A 23,856-nucleotide genomic window follows, 5' to 3' on the forward strand; every position below is an offset into this window, starting at 1 on the left:
TATCTAATCTCCGTATGCTTTGCTCAATTCTACTCCCGGAACGGATTCAAAAAGGTTTTAGGGATGTCGGATTCAAAACGCAGCAATACCCCGGTGACGGGATGAATAAAAGACAATACCCTCGCATGTAGGCCAAGGCGCCCAATCGACTTGGATTTGGAACCGTATTTTTTATCTCCAACAATGGGATGACCGATATCCTCCATATGTACGCGGATTTGATTTTTGCGTCCGGTCTCCAAACGTACTTCCAGCAAAGAAAAATGCCGATTGGCTTGAAGTAGCTTGTAATGAGTGACTGCGTGTTGTCCGTCATTCGGATAAGGACTGGAATACATTTTTAGCGTCTTGCTTTCTTTCAGCCATGAGGTGATTGTACCCTCAGCTTTTTTAACCTGTCCTTCTACAAGAGCAATGTATGTTCGTTCATACACAACTTCCTTCCACGCTTTTTGCATTTCCTGCTGTATGGCTTCGCTTTTCGCAAACATCATCACTCCTGATGTATCACGATCCAAACGATGCAGTACAAAAATACGATTGTACGGATGCTCGCGTCTCACATGGGTCGTAAGCTGGCGATAGGCTGTTACTTCCTGCTCCTGCGCTGAAGCCACGGACAGCAACCCGGCATCCTTATGGATAACGATAATGGCTTCATCCTCATGCAAAATACGTAGCCCAGTCAGTGGTACGACGGGAATTACCTTTTCCTTGGAAAGAGCGACAGTCTGACCTTGCTCCAGTGGAAAATTATGCACGGTACGCGGAATGCCGTTGACGGACACCTGCCCACGAGCCAGTGCTGATTTAATGGAGTTGCGACCCATGCCAGTCACATGCTCTACTAAAAAGCTTAACAGCTCGGCAGGCTCCTGGACGATGTATGTTTTGGCAGGGGCTTTATCAAAAGCATTCGTTCTCCGTGGAGCTTCCGGTCTATGGGAGCCAGATCTTCCGGCAGGTTTATGACTGCGTTTGGAATGGCTTGCGTTTGACGTAGATTTTGTATGATTTTTCCGTTGGGGTTTCCGATTGTTCATGGGTTCTTTCTCCTTCTTGGAACCGTGTCTCTTCATAATTATGGACAAATTTTCGGCACCGTGTTCACTATATCATGAGAAAACAGCGAACGCCATAAGGGACTAAACCAGATTGGCAGTCTTCTAGCGGTTGAACATTACCCTGAACCCCGGTAAACTAAAGGTAACGAAAGAAAAGCCGATATGCGTCAAGGACGCTAGAAATATGAGGAGTTTTGAAACTATGAGTGTACAAGCACCAACCTTGGAACGGGCGCAGGACTTGCTGCAAAAATTTTATGGCTATCCCGATTTCCGGGAGGGACAAAAGAAAATTGTGGCCAGTATGCTGGAGGGCAACGATACGTTGGGCATCATGCCGACAGGGGGCGGAAAATCGATATGCTACCAGATCCCCGCGTTGTTGCATGAGGGGCTGACCATTGTCGTGTCACCGCTCATTTCGCTGATGAAGGACCAGGTGGATGCGCTGACCACGATGGGGATTGCTGCTGCCTACATCAATAGTACGTTGAGTGGTCGAGAAGTGAATGATCGCATACGAGCCGCACGGAATGGTGACTTGAAGTTACTGTATGTCGCACCGGAACGACTCGAACTGGACTGGTTTCGCGATGAAATGGCTCAGTTGCCGATTTCCTGCGTAGCGGTAGATGAGGCTCACTGCGTATCCCAGTGGGGCCATGATTTTCGTACCAGCTATCTGGCTGTGGCTCCATTCGTGGACGGGCTGTATGAACGTCCAATCGTGGCTGCGTTTACGGCAACGGCGACACCGCAGGTCATGGATGACATCGTGCGCTTGCTTCGTCTGCGCTCACCGGAGACGTTCGTTACAGGCCTTGGACGGCCCAATTTGGCGTTCAGTGTGCTGCGCGGGGAAGACAAACGCAGCTTTTTACTGAATTACGCCCGTGAGCATGAGGGTGAATCCGGCATTATTTATGCTGCGACACGTAAGGACGTGGACGATTTGTACCAACGGCTGCGTGACGCAGGCATGGCGGCTGGACGCTATCATGCCGGGATGACAGATCAGGAACGTGCAGATAGCCAGGAAGGGTTTCTGTACGACGATATCCGTGTCATTGTAGCAACCAATGCCTTCGGCATGGGGATAGATAAATCGAACGTACGCTATGTCATTCACTACAACATGCCTAAAAATATGGAGGCGTACGTGCAAGAGGCGGGACGCGCAGGACGTGATGGCGACCCGAGTCAATGTATTTTGCTGTTCGGACCGCAAGATATTGTGACGCAGAAGTTCCTGATTGAGCAAAATCCACAGGATGAAGACCGCAAGCGTAATGACTATCGCAAGCTCCAGCAGATGGTTGATTATTGCTACACGACTCGTTGCCTACGTACAGCACAGCTTGAGTATTTCGGAGAAGCGGAGGAGCATAAAGCTTGCGGCATATGCAGTTCATGTACAGATGAACGGGAACTGGTTGATATGACCATAGATGCGCAAAAGATTTTTTCGTGCATTCATCGCATGCGGGAACGTTATGGGGTCTCGATGGTCGCCTCGGTGTTGAAAGGCTCGCGTAACAAAAAAGTGCTGCAGTATGGTTTTGACAGCCTACCAACCTATGGCGTGATGGGCAACCGGACGGAAAAAGAGATCGCCGAAATCATCAATGTTCTTGTTTCGGAAGGCTATCTGATGTTGTCCGAGGGACAATATCCGGTCGTACGCTTGCAGCAGCTTGCCGCTGAAGTGCTGAAGGGCCAGCGAGAAGTCATGCAGCGTGTTGTGCGACATGCCACGGCTTTTGCAGGTGGAGCAGGTTCACGCGGACGACAGGGACGCGATGCATACCCGGCTGCAGTCAACGAAACCGTGTTCGAGCAATTGCGCCTGATCCGCCGCGATCTGGCCGCTCAGGAGCATGTACCGTCTTATATCATTTTCAATGATGCGACGCTGCGTGAGATGAGCGTAGCGAGCCCACAATCCGAGGCAGAGATGTTGCGGATCAAGGGTGTCGGAGAAGTGAAGTTCCGCAAGTACGGCAAGCCGTTTCTTGATTTTTTTCATAATCAGGGGAATATCGGGGGAACGGTAAGTGAGGACGAGATTTATGCAGACGATGTGTACGAGGATTTTGAATAGCCATACTAAGGTAAGGATATAACAGTCCATGCAAACTATAGAAGGTTGTGACCTATGAAAGTCATTTTATCAACGTTAAATGCAAAATATATTCATACCTCGCTGGCCATCCGATGTCTCAAAGCCTACAGTGAAAAGGACTTTGATATCGAGCTGGCGGAGTACACGATTAAGGACCCGGTGATGAACATCGTATCCGATTTGTTTCAACGGGGGGCAGATGTCATCGGCTTTTCCTGTTATATTTGGAACATTGAAGAGACGATTAAAGTCATCGATGTATTGAAAAAGATTATGCCCGAAGTCAAAATTGTTCTGGGTGGTCCAGAGGTATCCTACGATACGGATCACTGGATGAAGCGTTTGGCGAATGTGGACTTTATCGTGGTTGGTGAAGGAGAGGAAACCTTCCATCAACTGCTGCAGGAGCTGGAAGGGGATCGCAAGTTCCATTTTGTGTATGGACTGGCTTACCGTAAGGGAGAAGAGGTCATTCAGATGCCCGGTCGCCCGAAAGCGGACTTGAACGAGCTGCCGTCGCCCTATCGTTTTGCAGAGGATATACCGGAACTTGGGAAACGGGTTGTTTATTTTGAAACGAGCCGAGGCTGTCCGTTCAGTTGCCAGTTTTGCCTGTCAAGCATCGAAGTTGGGGTGCGCTATTACGATATCGAGCGTACAAAGTCAGATATTCTGTATCTGATCGACAATGGAGCCAACCTAATTAAGTTCGTGGATCGGACGTTTAATATTAAACGCGATTATGCGCTGGAAATGTTCAAATTTTTGATTGAAAATCACCGTGGTTGTGTCTTCCAGTTTGAGATTACGGCAGATATTATGCGTCCCGAGGTATTGGATTATTTGGCGGAAAACGCGCCGCCGGGCGTATTTCGTTTTGAAATCGGCGTCCAATCAACGAATGATCCTACCAATGAGTTGGTTAAGCGTCGCCAGAACTTTACCAAACTTTCCCGTACTGTTACCAAGGTCAAACAAAGCGGTAAAATTGACCAGCATTTGGATTTGATCGCCGGGTTGCCCTTGGAGGACTACAACACATTCCGTAAAACGTTTAATGACGTTTTTGCGCTCGGCCCGGAAGAGCTTCAACTTGGCTTCCTCAAAATGCTGCGTGGCACTGGACTGCGTATCGACGCAGATAAGTACAACTACACGTACATGGACGTGGCGCCTTATGAAATGCTGAGCAATGACGTCCTTTCCTTTGCCGATATCGTCCGACTCAAGCGCTTGGAAGATGTATTGGAAAAATATTGGAACTCTCATCGTATGGATCATACAGTCAACTATCTGATTGAGCGTGAATTCTCGTCCGCCTTTGATTTCTTTCAGGAATTCGGAGACTACTGGGAAGGACAGGGCTGGCAAAAAATCGGACATCAGCTCGAAGACTTGTTCACACGTCTCCAGTCCTTTCTGGAATCGCGTGGAACAAAGCGAATGGATATGGTGCTTGGACTGATGAAGCTTGATTATTTCCTTAACCATAAATATAAGCCGCGTAAAATTTGGTGGGAGCATAGCTTGGAGAAGAATGATTGGTCCAGCTATATGAAAATGGTTCTCCAGCACCCGGATGCGCTGTTGTCACCTGTGGTTGCAGATTTTGTGGCAGATGCGAGCAAGGAGAGTACAGGCGAAACGGATGTAGGCATTCAACAGCCGCAGCCATACCGCGAGATTATCCCAGCCTTTGCTTCCTTGAAGCTGAGTGAAAAAGAACTGCAAAAGCACGCTGTTCTAGATGTACTGCCGTTCAGTCTGGATCATATCCTGAGTGGGGGTAGCCCATTGACTGCCGAAGGCCGCACGCTTCTGCTTGTAGTCTATCAGCAAAATGGACAGCAAAAGCCGCTCTACTACACCATGCCGATCGGCAAAAATATCGCTGCGATTTAATATAAGAGGCATCGACTTTGATATACCAAAAGTCGGTGCCTTCTTTTGTCTTATAAAAAACAGGTGAGCACTCCAAATTTTACATTCGTGTAATCTATTGCTTTACGATACTTTACAAAGCAGATATATGATTACTTTATCATATATGAATATTAAATTTATTGGAGTGTGACCTTGTGAAAAAGCGTTCGATGAAAAAGAGTATCCTTGCTTTAGGTGCCATTACCGTTTTGAGTGCGCCATTGTTATCTGCTAATATCCCTAACGCTTTTGCAGCCTCATCTAATACCAAGTCTACTACGACACAGGTATCCAAAGGACAGAAAACCTCGTCAGCGAAAGTCGATGCCCCTAAGAATGTCATTCTCTTTATCGGCGATGGTATGGGAGAAGCAAGTCGCAACGCGATTCGCTTGGCGACGGTAGGGAAATCGGGATTACTTGAAATGGACAACATGCCTGTAACCGGCCTGGTTAGCACAAGTTCAGGGGATAACCTGGTTACGGATTCTGCCGCCGCTGCGACTGCCATTGCAACAGGTGTGAAAACGTATAACGGCGCGATTGGAATGGATTTGAATAAAAAACCAGTGACAACGATTATGGAGCTGGCTAAAAAAGCAGGCATGTCTACAGGTGTCGTGACGACAAGCCAAGTGACAGACGCAACGGGGGCTGCCTTTGGTGCGCATGTCGAAAAACGCTCCGCTCAAAGCGAGATTGCCAAACAGTATTTGGAGAAAAGCAAGCTGGATGTTATTCTGGGCGGTGGTGAGGATTTCTGGTACCCTGCCGGAACAGTAGGCAAACATCCAGATGCTCCGGCAGAAGATCCTGAGGAAGCGAGTAAGGGAACTCAAGGGAATTTGGTAGAACAAGCGAAGAAGCTGGGTTATAGCTATGTGACGGATCAGACAGGAATGAAAGCAGCCAAAGGTTCTAAGTTGCTGGGGCTGTTCGCCAATGAAGAGATGTTCCAAGCTCACAACAAGCAGGGTAACTCTTACAATCCAACGGTTTCTTTACCGGATATGACGACCAAAGCAATTGATGTTCTTTCCAAAAACCAAAAAGGTTTTTTCCTGATGGTAGAAGAAGAAGGAACGGATGAGATGGCGCATGACAATGAAGGTGAGCTAACGATTAAGGCTGGGCAACAGCTCGATAAGGCCGTTAAAGTAGCTAAAGAGTATGCCAAAGCACATCCAGATACATTAGTGTTGGTGACAGCAGATCATGAAACGGGCGGTTTGGCGATTGAAGGCGAAGATGCGGAGGATGAATCCGGTGAAGGTGTTTCCAAAGAGGATGGTCCTTTTACTGTAAAAGGCTCTAATGAAAAGTTTTATATTGACTGGACCACGGGAGGACATACATCTGTTGATGTGGCGTTAACCGCGATGGGCCCAGGCTCTTCTCAGTTTAGCGGGAATTACCCGAATACTGCCATTCATGATAAGCTGGTTAAGTTGCTTCAATTAAAGAAATAGCTCGGGGTGTAAGCCGCCACTTTAAAGGCTTTCCATATTGGCAATATGGTTTTTCCTGTGATAAATTAAAGCTAATAAGTATATACTGAAAAAGAGCAAGGATGCTGCCAACATCCTCACTCTTTTGCAACAGCCGCTTATAAGGGCGGTAGTTGTAGGGTTGGATTAGTAAAATAGACCGCATTCCTTTTCCAGAGGGCGGTCTATTTCTTTTTGTTGAAGGAAAGAATCAAGATCACCAATGTCGCAAATTGAATCATCAACATCAATGTATCTTTAACCTCCACAGGCATCACCTCCTTTGCAGGAGACTAGCCGACCGTGTTCTACCTTTACTCCTCCGTTGTTTTCTTCCCCCACACCAATTTCATTATAAAAAATATAATGGTCAGCATGATGACAAGCAATGCCATCTGCAAGCCATAACGATGGATTAGTTCTCCTACTGCCTGTACATGATCGCCAAAGATACGTCCGAGTAGAAAGAAGATCAGCGTCCAGATCAAACCCGTTGAATAAGAGAAGAGGGCGTAGCGCTTGAAGCTCATTTTATTGATTCCGACAATATAAGGAATAATGTGACGGACGATCGGCAGCAAATAACTGATGCAAATAGTGAAGTTTCCATACTTATGTATCAATTTTTCCGAAAACGTAATGTACCTGTCCATTTTTTTCTTCCGGCGTAAACGTTCTAGAATCGGTGTGCCCACGGTTCTCCCCAATACATAACCTAAGGACAAGCCTGATATAACCCCAAGATATACAATTAAAAAAGCGGGTAACGGGTGAAGTATGCCCATGCCTGTTACAGCCCCGCCAGTCATTACGATGACTTCATCCGGGATGGGCAGACCCACAATCCCCAGCCATAGAGAAAAGAATAATGCTGCATAGCCGTATTGTTCGATGATGGAAATTAAATATTCCACGTCCATACCCGTACTCCTTTCTTAAGCTTTCTTTCGGCATACATACACGAATGCGGGTGGAACATTCATTGGCACAAACTTGATTTCTTCAATATCAAACCATTCACCTAACTGCTGCTTCATCTGTTTAGAGTATTGAAAGGCCACAAACATTCCTCCATCCCTGAGCGATAGATGAATTTGTTCTACAATTTGATTCCGCATCGCTTGTGGAAAATTGAAAAAAGGCAGCCCGCTGATTATGCAGTCAAGCTGTTCTATTTGAGCATTTTTCATAGCAAGCTGAAGCTCACGCGAGTCGGAATAGCATAGATAATTCGGGAATCTTCTTTTTAAACTCTGCTGCATGGTTTGGTCTTTCTCAAAGAGTAAAACCTTAGGTTGAAATTCAGCAGCAGACGGGATGTATTGGGTAATTGCCCCTGTTCCAGCACCAAGCTCGGCAACAGCATGAACTTCACTCCATGGAATGGATTCTATCATATTTTTAGCTAAAAATCTGGAACTTGGTGTTACACTACCCACGTATGCAGGCGAGTACAAAAATTTGACTAGGAACATAAGTCTCTCGTGAACCAAATGGCTAATACGGATCATACATCATTTCCCTACTTTCAATTTTTAAAATACGTTCATTTATTCTTTGCTAAGAGTAACAAATTATCCCTTTACTTACTCCTGTCTCAAGTAGGGTTGATCCCCCCGTCTTGCGGAGGGGATTTTCCTTGACTATGGTCTAGGAAATAATAAAAGGGTTACGGTATTAATGAGTCTGTATTGATTCAGTTATCATTCAGCATACCCTCAGGTTGCATTCAGATTTGCTACCGATGAAAGGTAGGTGGGCAGCTAAAAACATTATGTACACTGAGAGGGGATCTACTTTGTCACTATCCATTAACAGGCATCTCATCACGACTTCCTATGATCATTCGAACATGGTGAAGTCATATGAGAATGGACTAAATACCACGGGGCATACCACACACAAGAAATCTAACGATTCACTCGAACTGAGCAAGGAATTCATGAAATACACGGGAGGAATGCAGGCTCCGCTTCCTACGAATGCCACAGATGAAGAAATATCGGCTTTATTCGATAAAATCGCTAAGACTTTTGAACAATCTGTATCATCGTAGTCATAGTCATTAGAGTGCAACACCATAGCTTAGAACCGGTTAGCCCACACGTGTAAACTCATACTTTTATAAAGGGGAAATCTCGTATGAACATTTCATCCACATCCAGCAGTTCTATATCTATTTCAAGCACTTCATCTTCATCCAGTACCAACGATACAGCTAGTCTGGAAAAGCAAAAAGCTCAACTTGAAGCGGAGTACAACAAGGTACAGCAAAGTAAGGATAATAAAGATACAAAAGAAACAAAAATGAAGCAGCTTCAGCAACAAATTAAACAGATTGAAGCTCAAATTGCACAGCAAAGTTCGCAATCCAGCAGTACGTCAACTCCAAAAATGGAAAAGCCCGCTCCAAGTAACACAGAAACAACTCGTATCAACAGCGCTAACAGCAGCGATATTACGGGAGTTGGGAAATCACTGGATATTTCAATTTAATCATCCCCTCTCTTCTCCTGTATGGCAGACGATGGATATAAAGGATAGCAGGTTCTCCGTTTCAGAGGGGCCTGCTTTTTTCGTTACTAAATATTTTGCATGAATCCAGGGAACGACTTTAATCAGCGATATTTAGATTAGAATAATTCTGTCCATCTAAATTGAATCATGTGACTAAACATAGAAAAGTATATACAATATATAACAGTAGGAAGATGAAAGTATTTTAACCCTATTATTTTCTATATTTAAATCAGTAAGTGCTAGTAATCATTTCAAATTGGAGGATTTATGCCATGACGCTGGAACCTCAGATGAATCGAAGTAGTAGAGATGAAGCGCGTTTAGTCAGAAACAAGTTGATTGAGTTTAATGCGAAACACGTTCCAGCAGATATTCGAACCCAATACGAAGAGATTAATCTTACGCTTAAAAATGAAGACGGTCAGGTGATAGGCGGTCTTCTAAGTGTACTATGTTGGAACTGGGTGGAGGTTGATATTTTGTGGGTAGATCAGAGCTACAGAGGAAAGGGCTACGGTTCACAACTACTTGGTGAAATTGAACAAATTGCTAAAGAAAAAGGGTGCGATTTTATACAACTTAATACCTTTACTTTCCAAGCGCCCGAATTCTATGAAAAGCAGGGGTATGAAGTCGTTGGTGTCATTGACGATGCTCCGAGAGGCTTTAAACACTATTATTATAAGAAAAATATCTACTGAGGATTCTATAGATGCGCGTACAGATCAAGGAAATAAATAAAGATCAGCATATCACCATTCGTAATATTGGCAAGGAAAAAGTATACGGCTACTGGACATATTTTTGGCATGAACTGACTTCTGGATATGCGTATGTTGTCCCGTATGAACAAAGCTTAAATAAGATGATTCCCGGTTGTGTAATTTCGGTCGAGACTTCTCAATCCAGTATAGAGGGGTTCAGGAGGCTGAAGCCTACTGAAGAGACAGGGATTTTTCGACCTCAACCAAAGCTAGGCGACTATTGGATTCAAGGAACGATACATCAAGTGATGCAAGGCGAAGCAGACGAGATAGAATGTGTGGAGATTGTAGTAGGAGACACTACGTTTATTTTGGATTCTGAAGAAGTGAATGGTGATGTCAACGTTAAAGCGGGCGACGGTGTCGCCTTTGAAATCATAGGCCTACAGTTGTTTGACGAGGGACTGTGAGCGTTCTATAGCGATTGATTCGAAAAGAGGTAACACATGTCTAATGATAATAGTAAATCGAAAACGTTGGGAGCTTTTCTGAAATCACGTCGAAATCGACTTCAACCAGAGCAGGCAGGTCTTAGACTTTCACAGGGTCAGCGAAGAACACCGGGGCTTCGCCGAGAAGAAGTTGCGATGCTGGCAGGTGTCAGTGCGACGTATTACACATGGCTGGAACAAGGTAGAGAAGTAACAGCATCTAAGGAGATTATCGAAAGTATAGGAGAAGCTCTACAATTAACTCATGATGAGAGAGCACATCTAATTCAATTGTGGAATCCCAATGAGGCGGTTGCGATTTCGCCCATCCATACAAGGCTGAATCCACAGTGGCAACATATTATTGATCAGTTGTCCTATCCTTCCTTTATCAGCAATGAAAAAGCGGAAGTGCTTGCTTGGAATAGCGCGGCGAATGAGGTGATTACCGATTTTTCTTCCCTGTCCGTTTCTGAACGTGTCATGATTCGTTTATTGTTCGTGGATTCCGAATTACGTCGTCGAATGGTTAACTGGGAAGAATTCGCGTCCTATTCGGTAGCTGTTTTTAGAACCTATTATGACAAGTATTTAGGAGATCCTTGGTTTGAGGAGACGGTAGAACGGCTGCGTGTGGAAAGTATGGAGTTTGACACCATGTGGAAGCAGCATCATATCCAGCTCAAAAAGGTGAATCGGGTTTCCCTTCAAATCCCTGGCGCTGTGGAAGCAGTTTCCTATGATATTAATTCTTTAGCAAGTATTACGGACCAACCGGGTCTGCACTTTTGTATCTACACGCCAGTAAGCCAATCCTCTGCCTGGTAATCTTGTTACTAGTATAAACGTACTGTGGTTGCCTCCATAAGGGTCTATTAGAATGAGTACATGTTCATTCCATCCATTTACCCAAAGAAAAGAGGGAACCATGATATGCTGAAAAGGAAATTGGGATGTGAAGGGCTGGAGGTATCAGCTCTGGGCCTTGGCACGATGATGATGCCGAACAACGAGGAGTCGGTGCGCACACTTCAGGGAGCGTTGGACCTTGGTGTAACGTTGTTTGATACAGCAGATCTTTATGGTGAGGAATACGCACAGCAGAAGTTCGGCGGCAATGAGAAGCTAGTTGGACGTGCGCTCAAGGGTCGTCGGGAGGAGGTAGTGATTGCCACTAAATTCGGGATCACACACACTCAGGGACCCAAGGGAGATCCGGCATATATTAAAAAATCCGTAGACGCCAGTCTGTTTCATCTGGGGACTGATTATATCGACCTGTATTATCAGCATCGAGTCGATCCCAATACTCCGATTGAAGAGACCGTCGGAACGATGGCCGATTTGGTTAAGGAAGGGAAAATCCGTTATATCGGCTTGTCGGAAGCGTCGGCTGAACAGATCCGCCGCGCGCATGCGGTGCATCCAATTACCGCAGTAGAAACCGAATATTCCTTGTGGAGCAGAGAAGTGGAAGACGATGTCCTTCCGCTACTAAACGAACTGGGAATCGGCTTCGTCCCCTACAGTCCACTGGGTCGAGGTTTCCTCACGGGACAGATCAAAAAATTTGACGATCTGCCAGTGGATGATTACCGCCGTCATTTCCCTCGCTTCCAAGGCGAGAATTTCACCAAAAATCTAGAGGTTGTCCTCCTGATCGAAAAGCTGGCTGCCCAAAAAGGTTGTACTTCTGCTCAGTTGGGGCTGGCATGGCTGCTTGCGCAAGGCGACCATATCGTCCCGATTCCAGGAACGAAGAGAATGGAAAGAGTGCGTGAAAATCTTGGTGCCCTACAGGTCTCTTTGTCGGAAGCAGAGCTTCAAGAGATCGAGCGTATTTCGCCTAAAGGTTTCGCAGCAGGTTCTCGTTATCCGGAGCGTGCCTAGAAAACGGAGTATTGGCATGATGATTAAGTTTAGGATAAGACCGTTCCTTTCTGGAGCCGCTTGGTAGTACCAGCGGCTCTGTAGAAAGGCGGTCTTTTTTTTACTAATTTTGACCGACTTAGGCATGAGTTCTCAAGTCTAGTCTATGGTTAGAGTTATTGCGCTCTACAAAATAACGAGTTAAAGTATGGGAAATGCCATATTTAACCACAGTTTGTCGGTGTGAAAGTAAAACTAGATTTTAGTGAATCGTGAATAAAGAAAGGTATGATCGGATTGACAACAGAAGTGACACACAAAATATATACCATGTGTATGATTCAGGACGGAAGTAAGGTATTGCTTATGAATAGACCCAATCGAAAGGGGTTTCCGGGTTATATTGCTCCAGGAGGAAAAGTAGAGTTTCCAGAAAGCATTGTGAATGGGGCCATTCGTGAAGTAAGGGAAGAAACAGGCTTAACCGTTACGAAAATCGTATTTAAAGGAATCGACGAATATTGTGACCCAAGCCAAGGGCTGAGATATATGGTCTTTAACTATTTGGCTACAGCCACTGAAGGTGAACTATTAAAAAATCCCCCCGAGGGAGAACTGCTGTGGGTGGATATGAAAGAAGCGCTAAATCTGCCGATGCAGGATTGGTTTAAGCGGAGATTTCCATTGTTTTTTGAGCCAGGAACGTTTGAAGTTAGTTCCGTGTGGCTGGCGGATACAGATGAAACTCTGGAAGCAACGATTAAGAGCTATGGTGTATAGAGATGACGACGACCATATATTTCTCATCTAATCGGCTGGGCGAGGTAACAATTGATCAAGTGCAAAGGATGCTGAATCGTTTTGATTTGGGACGTTTGCTGTCTTACGAAAAAACGGCAGAAGGTGTCCTAGGGCAAACTCTCTATGTTTCCTCAACGGCTGGGCAGTTTGTGCTGAAGGGGAACCCGCTTTTTCCAGGGCAATGGGTAGAAGAAAAATTTATGGTGGAGCAAATACAAGCGCGGACTCCAATTCCCGTGCCAACACCGTATCTTGTGGATCATACAGAGGACATTTTTGGCTGGAGCTATGCAGTTATGCCCCGTCTATACGGTCAGCATATACATACACCTGAGTTGCAAGCAAAGCTGACCTCGCTGGATAAACAGCAAATGGCTGAAATGCTTGCTACTGTTTTGTTAGTGCTTCATAGATGGAAGGTTAAGAACAGTGGAGAGCTGGATACAACAACTCTAGGCATTCGTCCTTTTGAAGTCTCTTATCGAGTATGGTTGTATGGACGAATTCGCTATTGGCTAGAGGATGCCAAAAAATACTCGAACATTTCTGTACAGGATATGGAATGGGTAGAGGAAATATTGGAAGGCTCCCGTCAAGCATTCGATCAGCTGGAAGCTGCCACTTTCGTGATGGGGGATTTTAAACCGCAAAATTTCCTTGTGCAGAATGGGAATAAGGGCTGGGGAGTCAGTGGTCTTTTTGATTTTACGACAGCCTATTTTGGGGATGGGGTTGCAGATCTTCCGAAAATAACCATCATGTATCTGGAGAACGGCGAAGAAGAATTGGCAAAAGGTTTTCTTACTGCTTACGCACAAGGGATGGAAGCTAAAGAAGGATTTACTGAGCGTTTCCGGGTGCATATGCTGCATCAGCAGGTTCTAAACTGGGGATGTGCCAAAGCGATGAAGCAAATCACTTGGGATGATAAGCTCTCTTTTGCAGATTGGGCGCAAAAATTCATGGATATTAAGGTATAAAGCAATAGCAGACAAATTGAGTATTTAAAGAGGAGGTAGTGAGTGGGATGCAGACTGTCAGATTGGTAAAGCCGGATCAGGACTGGAAGGAAGCTTATCTTTCATTTTATGAGGAATGGAAACAGAGCCAGGAGCATATGGTACCTTGGGTGATCTCTGTAGAGCCGTACGATTTTGAAGGTATGCTGACGTTTTTAAGTAATCAGGAAAATGGAATGAACCTGTCTGAAGGCTGGGTTAAAAGCTCCACATACTGGCTTGTGAATGCGAATGAACAGGTTGAGGGAGCGGTGAATATCAGGCATGTCCTTAACGAACACCTAATGAATGCCGGAGGTCATATCGGTTACGGTATCCGTCCTTCTGCACGAGGGAACAGGTACGCTGTTACAATGCTGGCCTTGGCGCTGGAAAAAGCAAAAGAGCTGGGGATTTCCCGAGTCCTGGTCGTATGCGACTCCGATAATATTGCCTCCAAAAAAACAATCATACAAAACGGCGGAATGCCGGACAAGGATTACATAGAGGAAGACGGAAACCGTGTAAACCGGTTTTGGATCGAACTGTGAGTGAGAAAGAGGGGAACGCGAGAAGCTCATGAAATTATGGCCTGAATATGCGCAAAACATCATTGTTGGTGTTATTTTTGAAGGAAACTGGAATTGGTATGTGACGGAAAGAGAATATTGGTTTTTGAATACCGAGATGGAGGAACGGTTTGGTATCCCTATTTTGGATGAAACCACAGCAGGAGCATTTTTGGATCACATCTGTGAATATAAGGTGGCTACAGGGGAGCTAACTTCAATGCTCCAGTTGCTGGATGATGCTATTCAGCATCAGGATGAAGTGCTGGAGTTTTATCCTGCTCTGTATGTTAACTTTGATGAGAAAGTTCTCTATTCGCTATTTCCTGAGCCAGCTTCGTTTGAACACTATGTCCCAGTGGGGTGGAAAGGAGAATATCAAAACTTTATGAACGAGGTACCTTCATCTGAACAGTATTGGATGATCGATGGAAGTAACTTTTTTGAAACATTCACTTGATAGAACGAAAGAGGAAATGAATATATGGATGCTTCCATGCATGAGTAGCTATATTAACCCATAAGATGTAGTTCTAAGGTCACGAAAACCTCTCCAAGGGCCATGTTTTTATTTCCTAATTGATATTGATAATTATTATCACTTATAATAAAAGCAGACATATTACGCTATGATAGGGAGAGTTGCAGAGTGACAGTGTCCTTGGAATTATATGATGTAACGATCATCGGCGGTGGTCCTGCCGGTATGTATACCGCATTTTACAGTGGAATGAGAGATATGAAGACCAAGCTGATCGAAGCCAAGCATGAGTTGGGCGGACGGATGCGCATATACCCAGAGAAGATGATATGGGATGTCGGAGGGGTTACCCCGGTTTTATGTGAAAAGCTGATTGATCAGCTGGAGCAGCAAGCGCGGACGTTCGAGCCTACCATTGTGCTGGGGCAGCAGATCACTGGTTTGGATCGGCAAGAGGATGGCACGTTCCTGCTAACTTCTGCCACAGGGGAACAGCATTGGACACGCACGATCGTTCTGGCAGTAGGCTATGGTATTCTCAAAATGGCTAAGCTGGAGATTGAGGGGGCGGACCGCTATGAGGTTACGAACCTGCATTATACTGTACAAGAGCTAGAGCCATTTCGGGGCAAGCACGTCCTGATTTCCGGTGGGGGCGACTCAGCAGTGGATTGGGCGAATGAGCTGGAGTCTATTGCGGCGAGTGTGACCGTCGTACATCGTCGGGATCACTTTGGTGGACATGAGAAAAATGTAGCGCGTATGAAATCATCTTCGGTCCGTGTTCTCACGCCATACGCGGTGAGTCAGCTACATAGCAACAATGGAGAGACGATTGAACAGGTAACGATCAGTCATGTAGATACGGACGAAATACAGGTGCTGAATGTCGATGCAGTCATCGTAAATCATGGACTAAAATCCGATTTCGGTCCGCTTCGGGATTGGGGACTGGATATGGGGGAGTGGCATGCCCGAGTGAGCGAAAAGCTGGAAACGAATCTGCCGGGGATTTTCGCGGCAGGCGATTTTGTCGAGTACGGAAGTAAGCTGTATCTGATTGCCGGTGCGTTCACAGATGCCGCCCTTGCGCTGAACAGCGCGAAGCTGTATATTGATCCGGCAGCTGACAAAGCGGCATATGTTTCTTCTCATAACAGCCGCTTTAAGGAGAAGAACCGCGAGCTTGGTGTCGTGGAGTAGAGTAAGATACGGAATTAAGTTATATAGGATTAGAGATAGGGTAGGGAAAATGTAAAAGAACTTCCGCGACTACGATTGATGTGGTTTGCATTAAAAAATCAAACGAACCTACCATAGAAAGTATGGACTGGATTGAAAGGTGACATATGAAGAGACGAACGGAGCAACAGGAAGCGATTTGTGCAGATATTACTCAAAAGGCAGAGCCCTTTGTACAGCAACAGTTGGAGCATGATCATAGTGGTCACGATTGGTGGCATATAGACCGGGTGAGAAAGCTGTCTCTTAAAATTGCTGCCAAAGAGGGCGCAGATTCGTTTATTTGTGAACTGGCAGCACTGCTGCATGATGTAGCGGATGAAAAATTAAATGATTCCAAACAAGCCGGGCTGGATAAAGTAGAGCAGTGGCTGCTTCTGCATGTAAATGATCTGGAGGTAATCGCGCACGTGATGACCATTATAGCTACGATGTCCTACAATGGTGGACAAAACCCGCCCATGGAGACGCTGGAAGGTCAAGTTGTGCAGGATGCAGATCGGTTGGATGCTCTCGGAGCAATTGGGATTGCAAGAACCTTTATGTATGCAGGCTCAAAAGGCAGTATGATGCATCACCCGGATAAAGATTTTTCACAGCATGAGTATCGTGCCGCAGGTAAAAGTGCCATATACCATTTTTACGAAAAGCTGCTAAAACTCAAAGATCTTATGAATACCTCTTATGCTCAAGAGCTGGCGGAGGTTCGGCATCAATGGATGGAGATGTACTTGGAGCAATTTTATAGAGAATGGAATGTGGATGATAAATAAAGTGATTTAATAAGGCTGTTTTCTCTAACCGAGCATATCGGAGAGAAAGCGGCCTTTTTTATATAAATGTCATATTGATATTATCGGAAACATGTGTTATTTTATTGTTAATAACAAAATGATAATAACAAAATAATATAAACTATAAAGAAAGCGAGGAAGCGACTATGTTTGGATTTAATTTTGTTAAATTTCAGCCCAGTGAATATGTGATGAAGGTGAAAAACGGGAAGGTGGTTCGGGAGGGTGTTGGATTATCCTTTTATTACTACGCCCCGACCACCTCGGTTATTGTCGTGCCCGTCTCTTCTATTGATGCGCCGTTCATGTTTGAGGACATGACAAATGATTTTCAGGCGGTGACGGTACAGGGGCAACTGACTTATCGAATTGTGGATTATCGGAGAACGACGCAGATTTTAAACTATACGTATGACTTGAAGGAACGACGGTACATTTCCGATGATCCAAGCAAGCTGGCCCAACGGGTGATTAACATTGCCAAGGTGCTTACCAAAAAATATTTGGAGCGTGTCCCGCTCAAAGAAGCTGTTCAGTCCAGTGAACGTCTGGCCCAAAACATGACGAAGGATATTGCTCAGCATACGGAAATGGAAAAGCTCGGCATTGAGGTTATGGGGCTGTCGATTTTGGCGATTCTACCTAATAAGGAGACGATGAGAGCGCTGGAGGCTCAAGCGAGGGAAGAGATTCTTCGCAACGCGGATCATGCTTTATATGAGCGTCGTAATGCATCTATTGAGCAAGAGCGGCGTGTGAAGGAAAACGAGCTGAACACTGAGATTGCAGTGGAGACGAAAAAGAAACAAATCCGCGAAACTCAACTTGATGCCGAGCGTTCCGTAAAGCAAAAGCAAAGTGAGATGAAAGAGGAGCAGCTACGATTTGACACGGCCTTGGAGGAGAAAAAACGCGAGCTGATTGAGCTGACCGTAACGAATAAAAAGGCAGAAGCCGATGCCAAGGCCTATGAGCTGACAGCCGTCATGAAATCGTTGCAGGATGTTGAACCGAACGTACTTCAAGCTATGGCTAACATGGATATGAGCCCGGATAAACTAATTGCGATTGCATTCCAGGAGCTTGCAGAAAATGCAGGGAAAATCGGTCAGCTGAATATTACGCCGGATCTGCTGCAAGGTCTCATGTCAGATACGGGAGCAAGCGGATCAGGAGGATCGAGAGGGTCTGGAGGAAGAACACGATGAGCGGCCGAATGACAGAGCAGAAGATCATTTTGGTGAAGCGTAAAACGCGACTGGAGGAACTGATTGTCCGATACAATACGGTGCAGCAGGCTCGCTTCTTTATGGAACGGCTGGGTGCGGATTTCAGTGATTATGTGCTGGAGGACGAAAATTACCGCAGGGCGGTGGCAACGGCAACGTCGGAGTTAACGGCCTTGGGTCGTGTTCAGATTGTGGAGCGGGAGCATGTGCCGAACTTTATTTTTGGTGAGCAGGATACAGTGGTGGTGCTGGGTCAGGATGGGCTGGTAGCCAACACCTTAAAATATTTGACCGAGCAGCCGCTTATCGGCGTGAATCCAGATCCATTGCGCTGGGACGGGGTATTGCTGCCGTTTACCGTATCCGACCTGCGCTGGGTAGTGCCGGATGTATTCGTGCACAGACGGCCAATTAAGGAAGTTACGCTGGCTAAGGCCCGATTAAATGATGGCCAATCCTTGTATGCTGTAAATGATTTGTTCATTGGACGCAAAACTCATGTTTCCGCGAGATATGAGCTAAGGCTGGAGGATCAAGTAGAGCAGCAATCCTCCAGCGGCATTATCGTTTCAACCGGATTGGGAGCGACAGGCTGGCTGACCAGCGTACTGGCTGGAGCGGCCGGAATTGTCGGCAGTGCTACACGGCATCCAATCTCGCTGACTCCAAGCCAGCTGATGCCCGGTACAGCCTTCAGTCAGGAAGGGACAGCAGACGGAATGAGTCATGATCATCGTGCAACCTGGAGTTCGCCATCGCTTTATTTTACGGTGAGAGAACCATTCCCCAGCCGAACGACTGCTGCGGATCTCGTGTTTGGTCAGGTAGCAGCCGAAAAACCGTTACGGATTGCATCGCAGATGCCGGAAAACGGAGTTATTTTCAGTGATGGAGTAGAAAGTGACTTTCTGGAGTTTAATGCTGGCATTGAGGCGATCATTGAACCCGCGGAGAAAAAAGGGCATCTGGTCGTGTAGAGGTTTGTACAGGACGGCAATGGGTAATTATGAGTAAGGTACAACCATCAGATGAAATTAAAAAAGGAGGAATCAACATGAGCGACCACACTCAAGACGAAGCGAAAATCCGCAACAAGAAGGACGAGGACGGAGATTCCTTGATGGAGAAAACGAAGCTGGAAAATGGCGTGGATATCGAGCCTGAGGCTGATGAATGGATTGCGAAGCCCTCACCAGTGTCATACGATGATACGAACTCCTCTTCGAAGAAATAAGGCTCTGGCATTCCAATAGAGCAGTGATGCAAAGACAGATGATCCCTAATCGGGTCATCTGTCTTTTTTACATAGGTTAATTGAATCTGGAATATACCTTCCATACTAGCTCACGACGGCTGCTTACATCTGTTTTCAAGAAAATCGCTTTCAGGTGATCCTGCACCGTGTAGGCAGTAATATGAAGTGCGCTGGCCAGCTCCTTGGTCGAAAAGCCCTGAACAATGAGTTGGACAATTTGTCTCTCTCGTTCGGACCATGAGTACACCTCAGCCATAAGCGGTAGCATGTCAGTTGCTTTAGCAGCCTCAAACCATACGGCTAGCTGCTTCTGTCCGCCTTGCAGAAGGGTGGCTCTGATGGTTACCCATGGGGTTCCTGCGTCTGTGGAAGGGATACATAGTCGTGCTGGTGCAGTGGCAGTGGATAGCGCTCGCAAGCATACGACCCGGACGGGAGCTGGAAGACCCTCTTCATGGATTCCCTCCTGCTGCCGAAGCAGCTTTAGCCACTGTACTGCTACTGTATTGGACGAGATCGGTTCTAGCTTATCGGAAAGCATTAGAACTCCTGGCTCAAGTTCATTTTCCGTGGTCATGACAGGGGCTGAAGATAAACCGACACTGGCCTGACGCAGATGGTAGGCTATGGACGGCGCTAACGTTTCAAGCAGTTGTTGCTCTTCCACGCTGAATACAGGCTTTCCGTGATGACGGAACAACGTAAGAAATCCCCAACAGCTCCCTTTGTACATAAACGGAACACGTAGCTCGTCCCCGAATCCGGCGGGTTGCAAAACATCTCTATATCGTGTGCTCCGATCCGGTTGGCCTTGTGTAGACCCATGTAGCGTCGCTACAGATTGTCCTTCTCGCACCAACTGATCATATTTCATCATATCGTCGTGCAGGTATTCGTATTCTAGCAGTTTGTTATGAATGTCCTCCACACCCGACTCTGTAAATGCCCCTGTGGAGAGCAGCGTACGCGGATCTACCGAGGTACAGCACGCCGCATCGAAAGTAACCTGAGTACGCAAGCGGTCGATTAGGGTGTGCTTGTAGTGTGCGTTCATCATTTACTCCTATCGAGAAAGTTGGAGATTCTCAAGCGTAATTATTAAATCCCACATTTATGGGATGGTGGATATTTGTATTGTCTTTATAATTGAGAATGATTCTTAATTAAATCTACAATAAACGAATGGCCCGGAAAGATCAAGGCTAAATGATTGGAGGAAAGTACATATGAAACATACCCCTATTGGAAATACGGACTCAAATCAACCTATGAGCTGGAATCATCCGAATGTGCATAAGTACGCGGATACGATTGCTTTAAAAATACCTGGATATGCTCATTTGTACGAGATGACAGACGGTTTGATAACCGCACAGCTTGAGGCACAAGCTCATATTCGAAATATAGATCCAAATGTGCTAATTGTCGGAGCTGGAGGCGGCCAGGAATTGATTACGCTCGGAGAGCGCCATGAAGCATGGTCCTTTACGGCAGTAGATCCCTCTGAGCACATGCTGGATTTGGCACGTAAGCGTGTGACACATGCGGGCATCAGTTCAACAATATCGTTTGTTGCAGGTACGTTGGAAGAGTCATCCAGAGGACCGTTCTATGACGCTGCAACCTGCCTGCTGGTGCTTCATTTTCTTCAGAACTTGGAAAGTAAACAGGCATTGCTACGTCAGATATCCGCTCGACTCAAGCCAGGTGCGCCTTTTTGTCTAGCTTCTATTAACGGGAATCCGCAGGAGCCTTCTTTTTCCATCCAAATGCAGGCGTGGAAAGGTCATATGCTAAGTCAAGGCATTTCGCTGGAGGATTGGGAACGATTCTCTGCTTCCATCGGTCGTGAGTCAAACCCGGTATCCAATGCGGCAATACAGGAACTGTTGATAGATGCGGGTTTTACCCACATCACCCGGTATTATGGCGCTTTTTTAGTAAACGCATGGTTTGCGGTTAAAGAGGGAGAAACGGCTTATGACAAAGGATAACATCATCATCATTGGCGGGTATGGCCATGTTGGAAAAATGGTATGCACGGAGTTAAGTGAAATGTTTCCCGGCAAGGTATTTGCCGCAGGTCGTAGTCTGGAACGGGCCACTGAATTTAGCCAACAATCGAATGGTAAGATACGGCCCTTGCAGCTTAATATTCATGAGCCGATGGACCCGTCGATATTAGAGCAAGCCAAATTGGTAATCATGTGTTTGGATCAGGACAATACGGCCTTGGTACGTGCCTGCCTTCGACATGGGGTGCATTACATGGATATTACCGCGAATGCGGACTTTTTGAGTCAGGTGGAGCAGTGTCATCAGGAGGCCCGAGCTCATCAGGCCACAGCCCTGTTAAGTGTAGGATTAGCTCCGGGACTGACCAATCTGTTGGCACTGCAAGCGACACAGCTCATGGATCAGACGGATGAGTTGAATATATCTTTGATGCTGGGTTTGGGAGATCGACACGGTCAGGCTGCTATTGAGTGGACAGTAGATCAGATTCATGCCGATTTGGAGGTTATAGAACAGGGACGTTTTGTGACTCGAAAAAGCTTTACTGGCGGAATAGTGGCAGATTTTGGTGCAGGAGTGGGTCGTCATCGGGCGTATCGATTTCCTTTTTCAGATCAGCAGACACTTCCTCGTACGCTCAAAGTTCCTACGGTTAGCACACGCCTTTGCTTCGATTCGCGCTTGACCACTCGGCTTCTAGCAGGGCTTCGGACGATAGGAGTTTCAGGTCTACTCCGACAGCAAACCGTGCGTGATGCAGTGGTTCGCAGCTTTAGCAAGGTACATATAGGTGGGAATGCTGTAGCGGTCAAGGTAGATGCTCGAGGAACTCTCAATGGCAAGGAGACGAAGGTCGAATGTCAGCTAAGGGGTCACCATCAGTCTGATTTAACCGCTAAGGCAGCCGTCTTTGCAGCGCTCGCCCTGTACCGTTCAGAACTTCCATTCGGTGTATTTCATACGGAGCAGGTTTTTTCATGGAATCGCATGCGGGCTTGGTTAGGGCAGCAAGTAGCCGCAGATATTCAGGTGAACGGACAGCAAGCATAGAAGTCATACATTCTAATAAATGAATCTCATATAATCCAAGCTTATTCAGCAACGCATTGCGGATAGGTCTTGGATTTCTTTTCCTGTTAGATTACACTAGAATGAAGTACATATTTTTGGAAAAGACCTAAGGGGATGATATGAAATGTGGAACCCCTATGAAAATAGCAGACAGCATCCGCACGATTTTATAATAAAATATCGATTTTACACACCGGAAGAAGGAGGCAGGAAACAGCTGCCTATTCAGGGTTATCGCTGTGATTTTGCCTATGAGGGTGACGACATCGGGAATACGGGAATTTATGCCATACATCCTGAGTTTGAAGATGGAGATGGTCAACTGATTATGGATGTTGGTCGTCCTGTTCAGCGGGAAGGGCAAGCGAGAATGTGGATTTTGTTTGGAGAAATGAGGAAAAAGGTACACCGACATCGGATACAGGTAGGAACAAGGGGATATTTCATGGAAGGTCCGCGCCGTGTTGGTGAAGTTGAAGTTACAAGCCTGGTAGGCCTCTTGACCAATCCGGTCAACTAGGTAGTTGCTGAGGAGTCGATAAGAGATGGATATCGCTTATATCATAGATTTATTACGTAAACACGATGTGACCCTAGCTCCAGGCTTATCCACGCAGGAGATTACCGACGTCGAAGGCAGGTATGATATTCACTTCCCGCCCGATTTGAGGGAGCTTCTGATGAGTGTTCTTCCCATCGGTAAAAGCTTTATCCCTTGGAGAGATACGTCACCACAGCGGATGGGTGTAATCCGGCAAAGGTTGAATTGGCCGCTGGAAGGTATGATTTTTGATGTAGAGCAGCATGTATTCTGGCCTCCCGAATGGGGCGAAAAACCGACAGATTCGGCGGAAGCTGTTGATATATGTAAACGTGAGTTTTTACGTGTGCCCAAGCTAATCCCAATCAATGGACATCGATATATCCCAGAGCAGCCATCTGAAGAAGGAAATCCGGTATTTTCCGTATATCAAACGGATATTATCGTGTATGGGGAATGTTTGCAGGAGTATTTCAAGCTGGAATTTGGGGAGAAGCCTTATGAACAAATTGATTTTAATGCCGTAAAAAAAGTGCGTTTTTGGAGCAACTTGTGTGAGTGAGTGTCAGGAAGATGAATAAGTCGAAACGAAGGAAGGGGAGCATGATGTGAAGGTGGAGCAGGATTTGGAAGAAATCAAAGAAAGGTTGACCCAGATCGAGACCAAACTAGAACAAAA

Annotated in this window: 27 protein-coding genes; 22 read left to right on the top strand and 5 right to left on the bottom strand. The window is 46.0% G+C overall.

Annotation, left to right across the window (positions count from 1 at the left end; genetic code table 11):
- Positions 1-29 precede the first annotated feature (29 nt).
- A complete protein-coding gene (locus tag G9G53_RS01915; protein WP_165144950.1) occupies positions 30-1,043 on the bottom strand; it encodes an RluA family pseudouridine synthase in 1,014 nt (337 codons plus the stop codon).
- Positions 1,044-1,266: 223 nt separating this feature from the next.
- On the opposite strand from G9G53_RS01915, the gene recQ reads away from it, so the two are divergent.
- From recQ to G9G53_RS01930, 3 genes are all read left to right on the top strand, one after another.
- On the top strand, positions 1,267-3,165 hold the full coding sequence (gene recQ, locus G9G53_RS01920) for a DNA helicase RecQ (protein ID WP_029516412.1): 1,899 nt from the start codon (positions 1,267-1,269) through the stop codon (positions 3,163-3,165).
- A 54-nt stretch (positions 3,166-3,219) separates the two neighbouring features.
- The gene (locus tag G9G53_RS01925; RefSeq protein WP_165144953.1) at positions 3,220-5,088 is read left to right on the top strand and encodes a B12-binding domain-containing radical SAM protein; all 1,869 of its coding nucleotides are present in this window, start codon (positions 3,220-3,222) and stop codon (positions 5,086-5,088) included.
- A gap of 176 nt (positions 5,089-5,264) precedes the next feature.
- On the top strand, positions 5,265-6,578 hold the full coding sequence (locus G9G53_RS01930) for an alkaline phosphatase (RefSeq protein ID WP_185156331.1): 1,314 nt from the start codon (positions 5,265-5,267) through the stop codon (positions 6,576-6,578).
- Positions 6,579-6,781: 203 nt separating this feature from the next.
- Here G9G53_RS01930 and G9G53_RS26865 read toward each other — a convergent pair whose 3' ends face one another.
- From G9G53_RS26865 to G9G53_RS01940, 3 genes are read right to left on the bottom strand one after another with little or no spacing between them, the layout of a single operon-like run.
- A complete protein-coding gene (locus tag G9G53_RS26865; protein ID WP_367988533.1) occupies positions 6,782-6,871 on the bottom strand; it encodes a putative holin-like toxin in 90 nt (29 codons plus the stop codon).
- 39 nt (positions 6,872-6,910) lie between these two features.
- On the bottom strand, positions 6,911-7,516 hold the full coding sequence (locus G9G53_RS01935; RefSeq protein WP_165144956.1) for a DedA family protein: 606 nt from the start codon (positions 7,514-7,516) through the stop codon (positions 6,911-6,913).
- 15 nt (positions 7,517-7,531) lie between these two features.
- Positions 7,532-8,107, bottom strand: coding sequence for a class I SAM-dependent methyltransferase (locus G9G53_RS01940; protein ID WP_029516416.1), 576 nt, complete (start codon positions 8,105-8,107; stop codon positions 7,532-7,534).
- Between the two features lie 287 nt (positions 8,108-8,394).
- Between G9G53_RS01940 and G9G53_RS01945 the strand changes: the two genes are divergently transcribed.
- From G9G53_RS01945 to G9G53_RS02015, 15 genes are all read left to right on the top strand, one after another.
- A complete protein-coding gene (locus G9G53_RS01945; protein WP_165144959.1) occupies positions 8,395-8,652 on the top strand; it encodes a hypothetical protein in 258 nt (85 codons plus the stop codon).
- A gap of 86 nt (positions 8,653-8,738) precedes the next feature.
- Complete coding sequence (locus tag G9G53_RS01950; protein ID WP_165144962.1) at positions 8,739-9,092, top strand: FlxA-like family protein; 354 nt, start codon at positions 8,739-8,741, stop codon at positions 9,090-9,092.
- A gap of 296 nt (positions 9,093-9,388) precedes the next feature.
- Complete coding sequence (locus G9G53_RS01955) at positions 9,389-9,817, top strand: GNAT family N-acetyltransferase (protein WP_165144965.1); 429 nt, start codon at positions 9,389-9,391, stop codon at positions 9,815-9,817.
- Positions 9,818-9,828: 11 nt separating this feature from the next.
- The gene (locus G9G53_RS01960) at positions 9,829-10,290 is read left to right on the top strand and encodes a hypothetical protein (protein ID WP_069012027.1); all 462 of its coding nucleotides are present in this window, start codon (positions 9,829-9,831) and stop codon (positions 10,288-10,290) included.
- Between the two features lie 36 nt (positions 10,291-10,326).
- The gene (locus G9G53_RS01965) at positions 10,327-11,139 is read left to right on the top strand and encodes a helix-turn-helix transcriptional regulator (RefSeq protein WP_069012029.1); all 813 of its coding nucleotides are present in this window, start codon (positions 10,327-10,329) and stop codon (positions 11,137-11,139) included.
- A 105-nt stretch (positions 11,140-11,244) separates the two neighbouring features.
- Entirely contained in the window at positions 11,245-12,201 is a 957-nt protein-coding gene (locus G9G53_RS01970) for an aldo/keto reductase (RefSeq protein WP_165144968.1), read from the top strand.
- A 267-nt stretch (positions 12,202-12,468) separates the two neighbouring features.
- On the top strand, positions 12,469-12,960 hold the full coding sequence (locus G9G53_RS01975; protein ID WP_069012034.1) for an 8-oxo-dGTP diphosphatase: 492 nt from the start codon (positions 12,469-12,471) through the stop codon (positions 12,958-12,960).
- Positions 12,961-12,962: 2 nt separating this feature from the next.
- Positions 12,963-13,961 carry a phosphotransferase family protein gene (locus tag G9G53_RS01980; RefSeq protein WP_165144971.1) on the top strand — a complete coding sequence of 333 codons (999 nt, stop codon included), beginning with the start codon at positions 12,963-12,965 and terminating at the stop codon, positions 13,959-13,961.
- 47 nt (positions 13,962-14,008) lie between these two features.
- The gene (locus G9G53_RS01985; protein WP_165144974.1) at positions 14,009-14,530 is read left to right on the top strand and encodes a GNAT family N-acetyltransferase; all 522 of its coding nucleotides are present in this window, start codon (positions 14,009-14,011) and stop codon (positions 14,528-14,530) included.
- Between the two features lie 28 nt (positions 14,531-14,558).
- Positions 14,559-15,008 (top strand): hypothetical protein, encoded by a 450-nt coding sequence (locus tag G9G53_RS01990; RefSeq protein WP_165144977.1) that lies wholly within the window; start codon positions 14,559-14,561, stop codon positions 15,006-15,008.
- A gap of 189 nt (positions 15,009-15,197) precedes the next feature.
- Positions 15,198-16,232 carry an NAD(P)/FAD-dependent oxidoreductase gene (locus tag G9G53_RS01995; RefSeq protein WP_103047635.1) on the top strand — a complete coding sequence of 345 codons (1,035 nt, stop codon included), beginning with the start codon at positions 15,198-15,200 and terminating at the stop codon, positions 16,230-16,232.
- Positions 16,233-16,378: 146 nt separating this feature from the next.
- Positions 16,379-17,044 (top strand): HD domain-containing protein, encoded by a 666-nt coding sequence (locus G9G53_RS02000; protein WP_165144980.1) that lies wholly within the window; start codon positions 16,379-16,381, stop codon positions 17,042-17,044.
- A gap of 167 nt (positions 17,045-17,211) precedes the next feature.
- Entirely contained in the window at positions 17,212-18,273 is a 1,062-nt protein-coding gene (locus G9G53_RS02005; RefSeq protein ID WP_165144983.1) for an SPFH domain-containing protein, read from the top strand.
- Positions 18,270-19,271 (top strand): sugar kinase, encoded by a 1,002-nt coding sequence (locus G9G53_RS02010; protein ID WP_029516439.1) that lies wholly within the window; start codon positions 18,270-18,272, stop codon positions 19,269-19,271. Before G9G53_RS02005 ends, G9G53_RS02010 begins: the two co-directional genes overlap by 4 nt.
- Before the next feature lie 77 nt (positions 19,272-19,348).
- Positions 19,349-19,528 (top strand): hypothetical protein, encoded by a 180-nt coding sequence (locus G9G53_RS02015; protein ID WP_013309345.1) that lies wholly within the window; start codon positions 19,349-19,351, stop codon positions 19,526-19,528.
- Between the two features lie 76 nt (positions 19,529-19,604).
- Here the strand turns inward: G9G53_RS02015 and G9G53_RS02020 are convergent, their stop codons facing one another.
- The gene (locus tag G9G53_RS02020) at positions 19,605-20,603 is read right to left on the bottom strand and encodes a LuxR C-terminal-related transcriptional regulator (RefSeq protein ID WP_238437685.1); all 999 of its coding nucleotides are present in this window, start codon (positions 20,601-20,603) and stop codon (positions 19,605-19,607) included.
- Between the two features lie 172 nt (positions 20,604-20,775).
- On the opposite strand from G9G53_RS02020, the gene G9G53_RS02025 reads away from it, so the two are divergent.
- The 4 genes from G9G53_RS02025 to G9G53_RS02040 all read left to right on the top strand — a co-directional run bounded on the left by G9G53_RS02025 (position 20,776) and on the right by G9G53_RS02040 (position 23,739).
- Positions 20,776-21,543 (top strand): class I SAM-dependent methyltransferase, encoded by a 768-nt coding sequence (locus G9G53_RS02025; protein WP_165144989.1) that lies wholly within the window; start codon positions 20,776-20,778, stop codon positions 21,541-21,543.
- Complete coding sequence (locus G9G53_RS02030) at positions 21,530-22,615, top strand: saccharopine dehydrogenase family protein (RefSeq protein ID WP_165144992.1); 1,086 nt, start codon at positions 21,530-21,532, stop codon at positions 22,613-22,615. Before G9G53_RS02025 ends, G9G53_RS02030 begins: the two co-directional genes overlap by 14 nt.
- 145 nt (positions 22,616-22,760) lie before the next feature.
- Positions 22,761-23,156: a hypothetical protein gene (locus G9G53_RS02035; protein ID WP_029516441.1), complete on the top strand. Its 396-nt coding sequence runs from the start codon at positions 22,761-22,763 to the stop codon at positions 23,154-23,156.
- 25 nt (positions 23,157-23,181) lie between these two features.
- A complete protein-coding gene (locus G9G53_RS02040; RefSeq protein WP_039269707.1) occupies positions 23,182-23,739 on the top strand; it encodes a hypothetical protein in 558 nt (185 codons plus the stop codon).
- The last annotated feature ends 117 nt before the right edge of the window (positions 23,740-23,856 follow it).

Origin of the sequence: Paenibacillus sp. EKM206P, from assembly GCF_011066155.1 — a bacterium.
Lineage (GTDB): Bacteria > Bacillota > Bacilli > Paenibacillales > Paenibacillaceae > Paenibacillus > Paenibacillus polymyxa_D.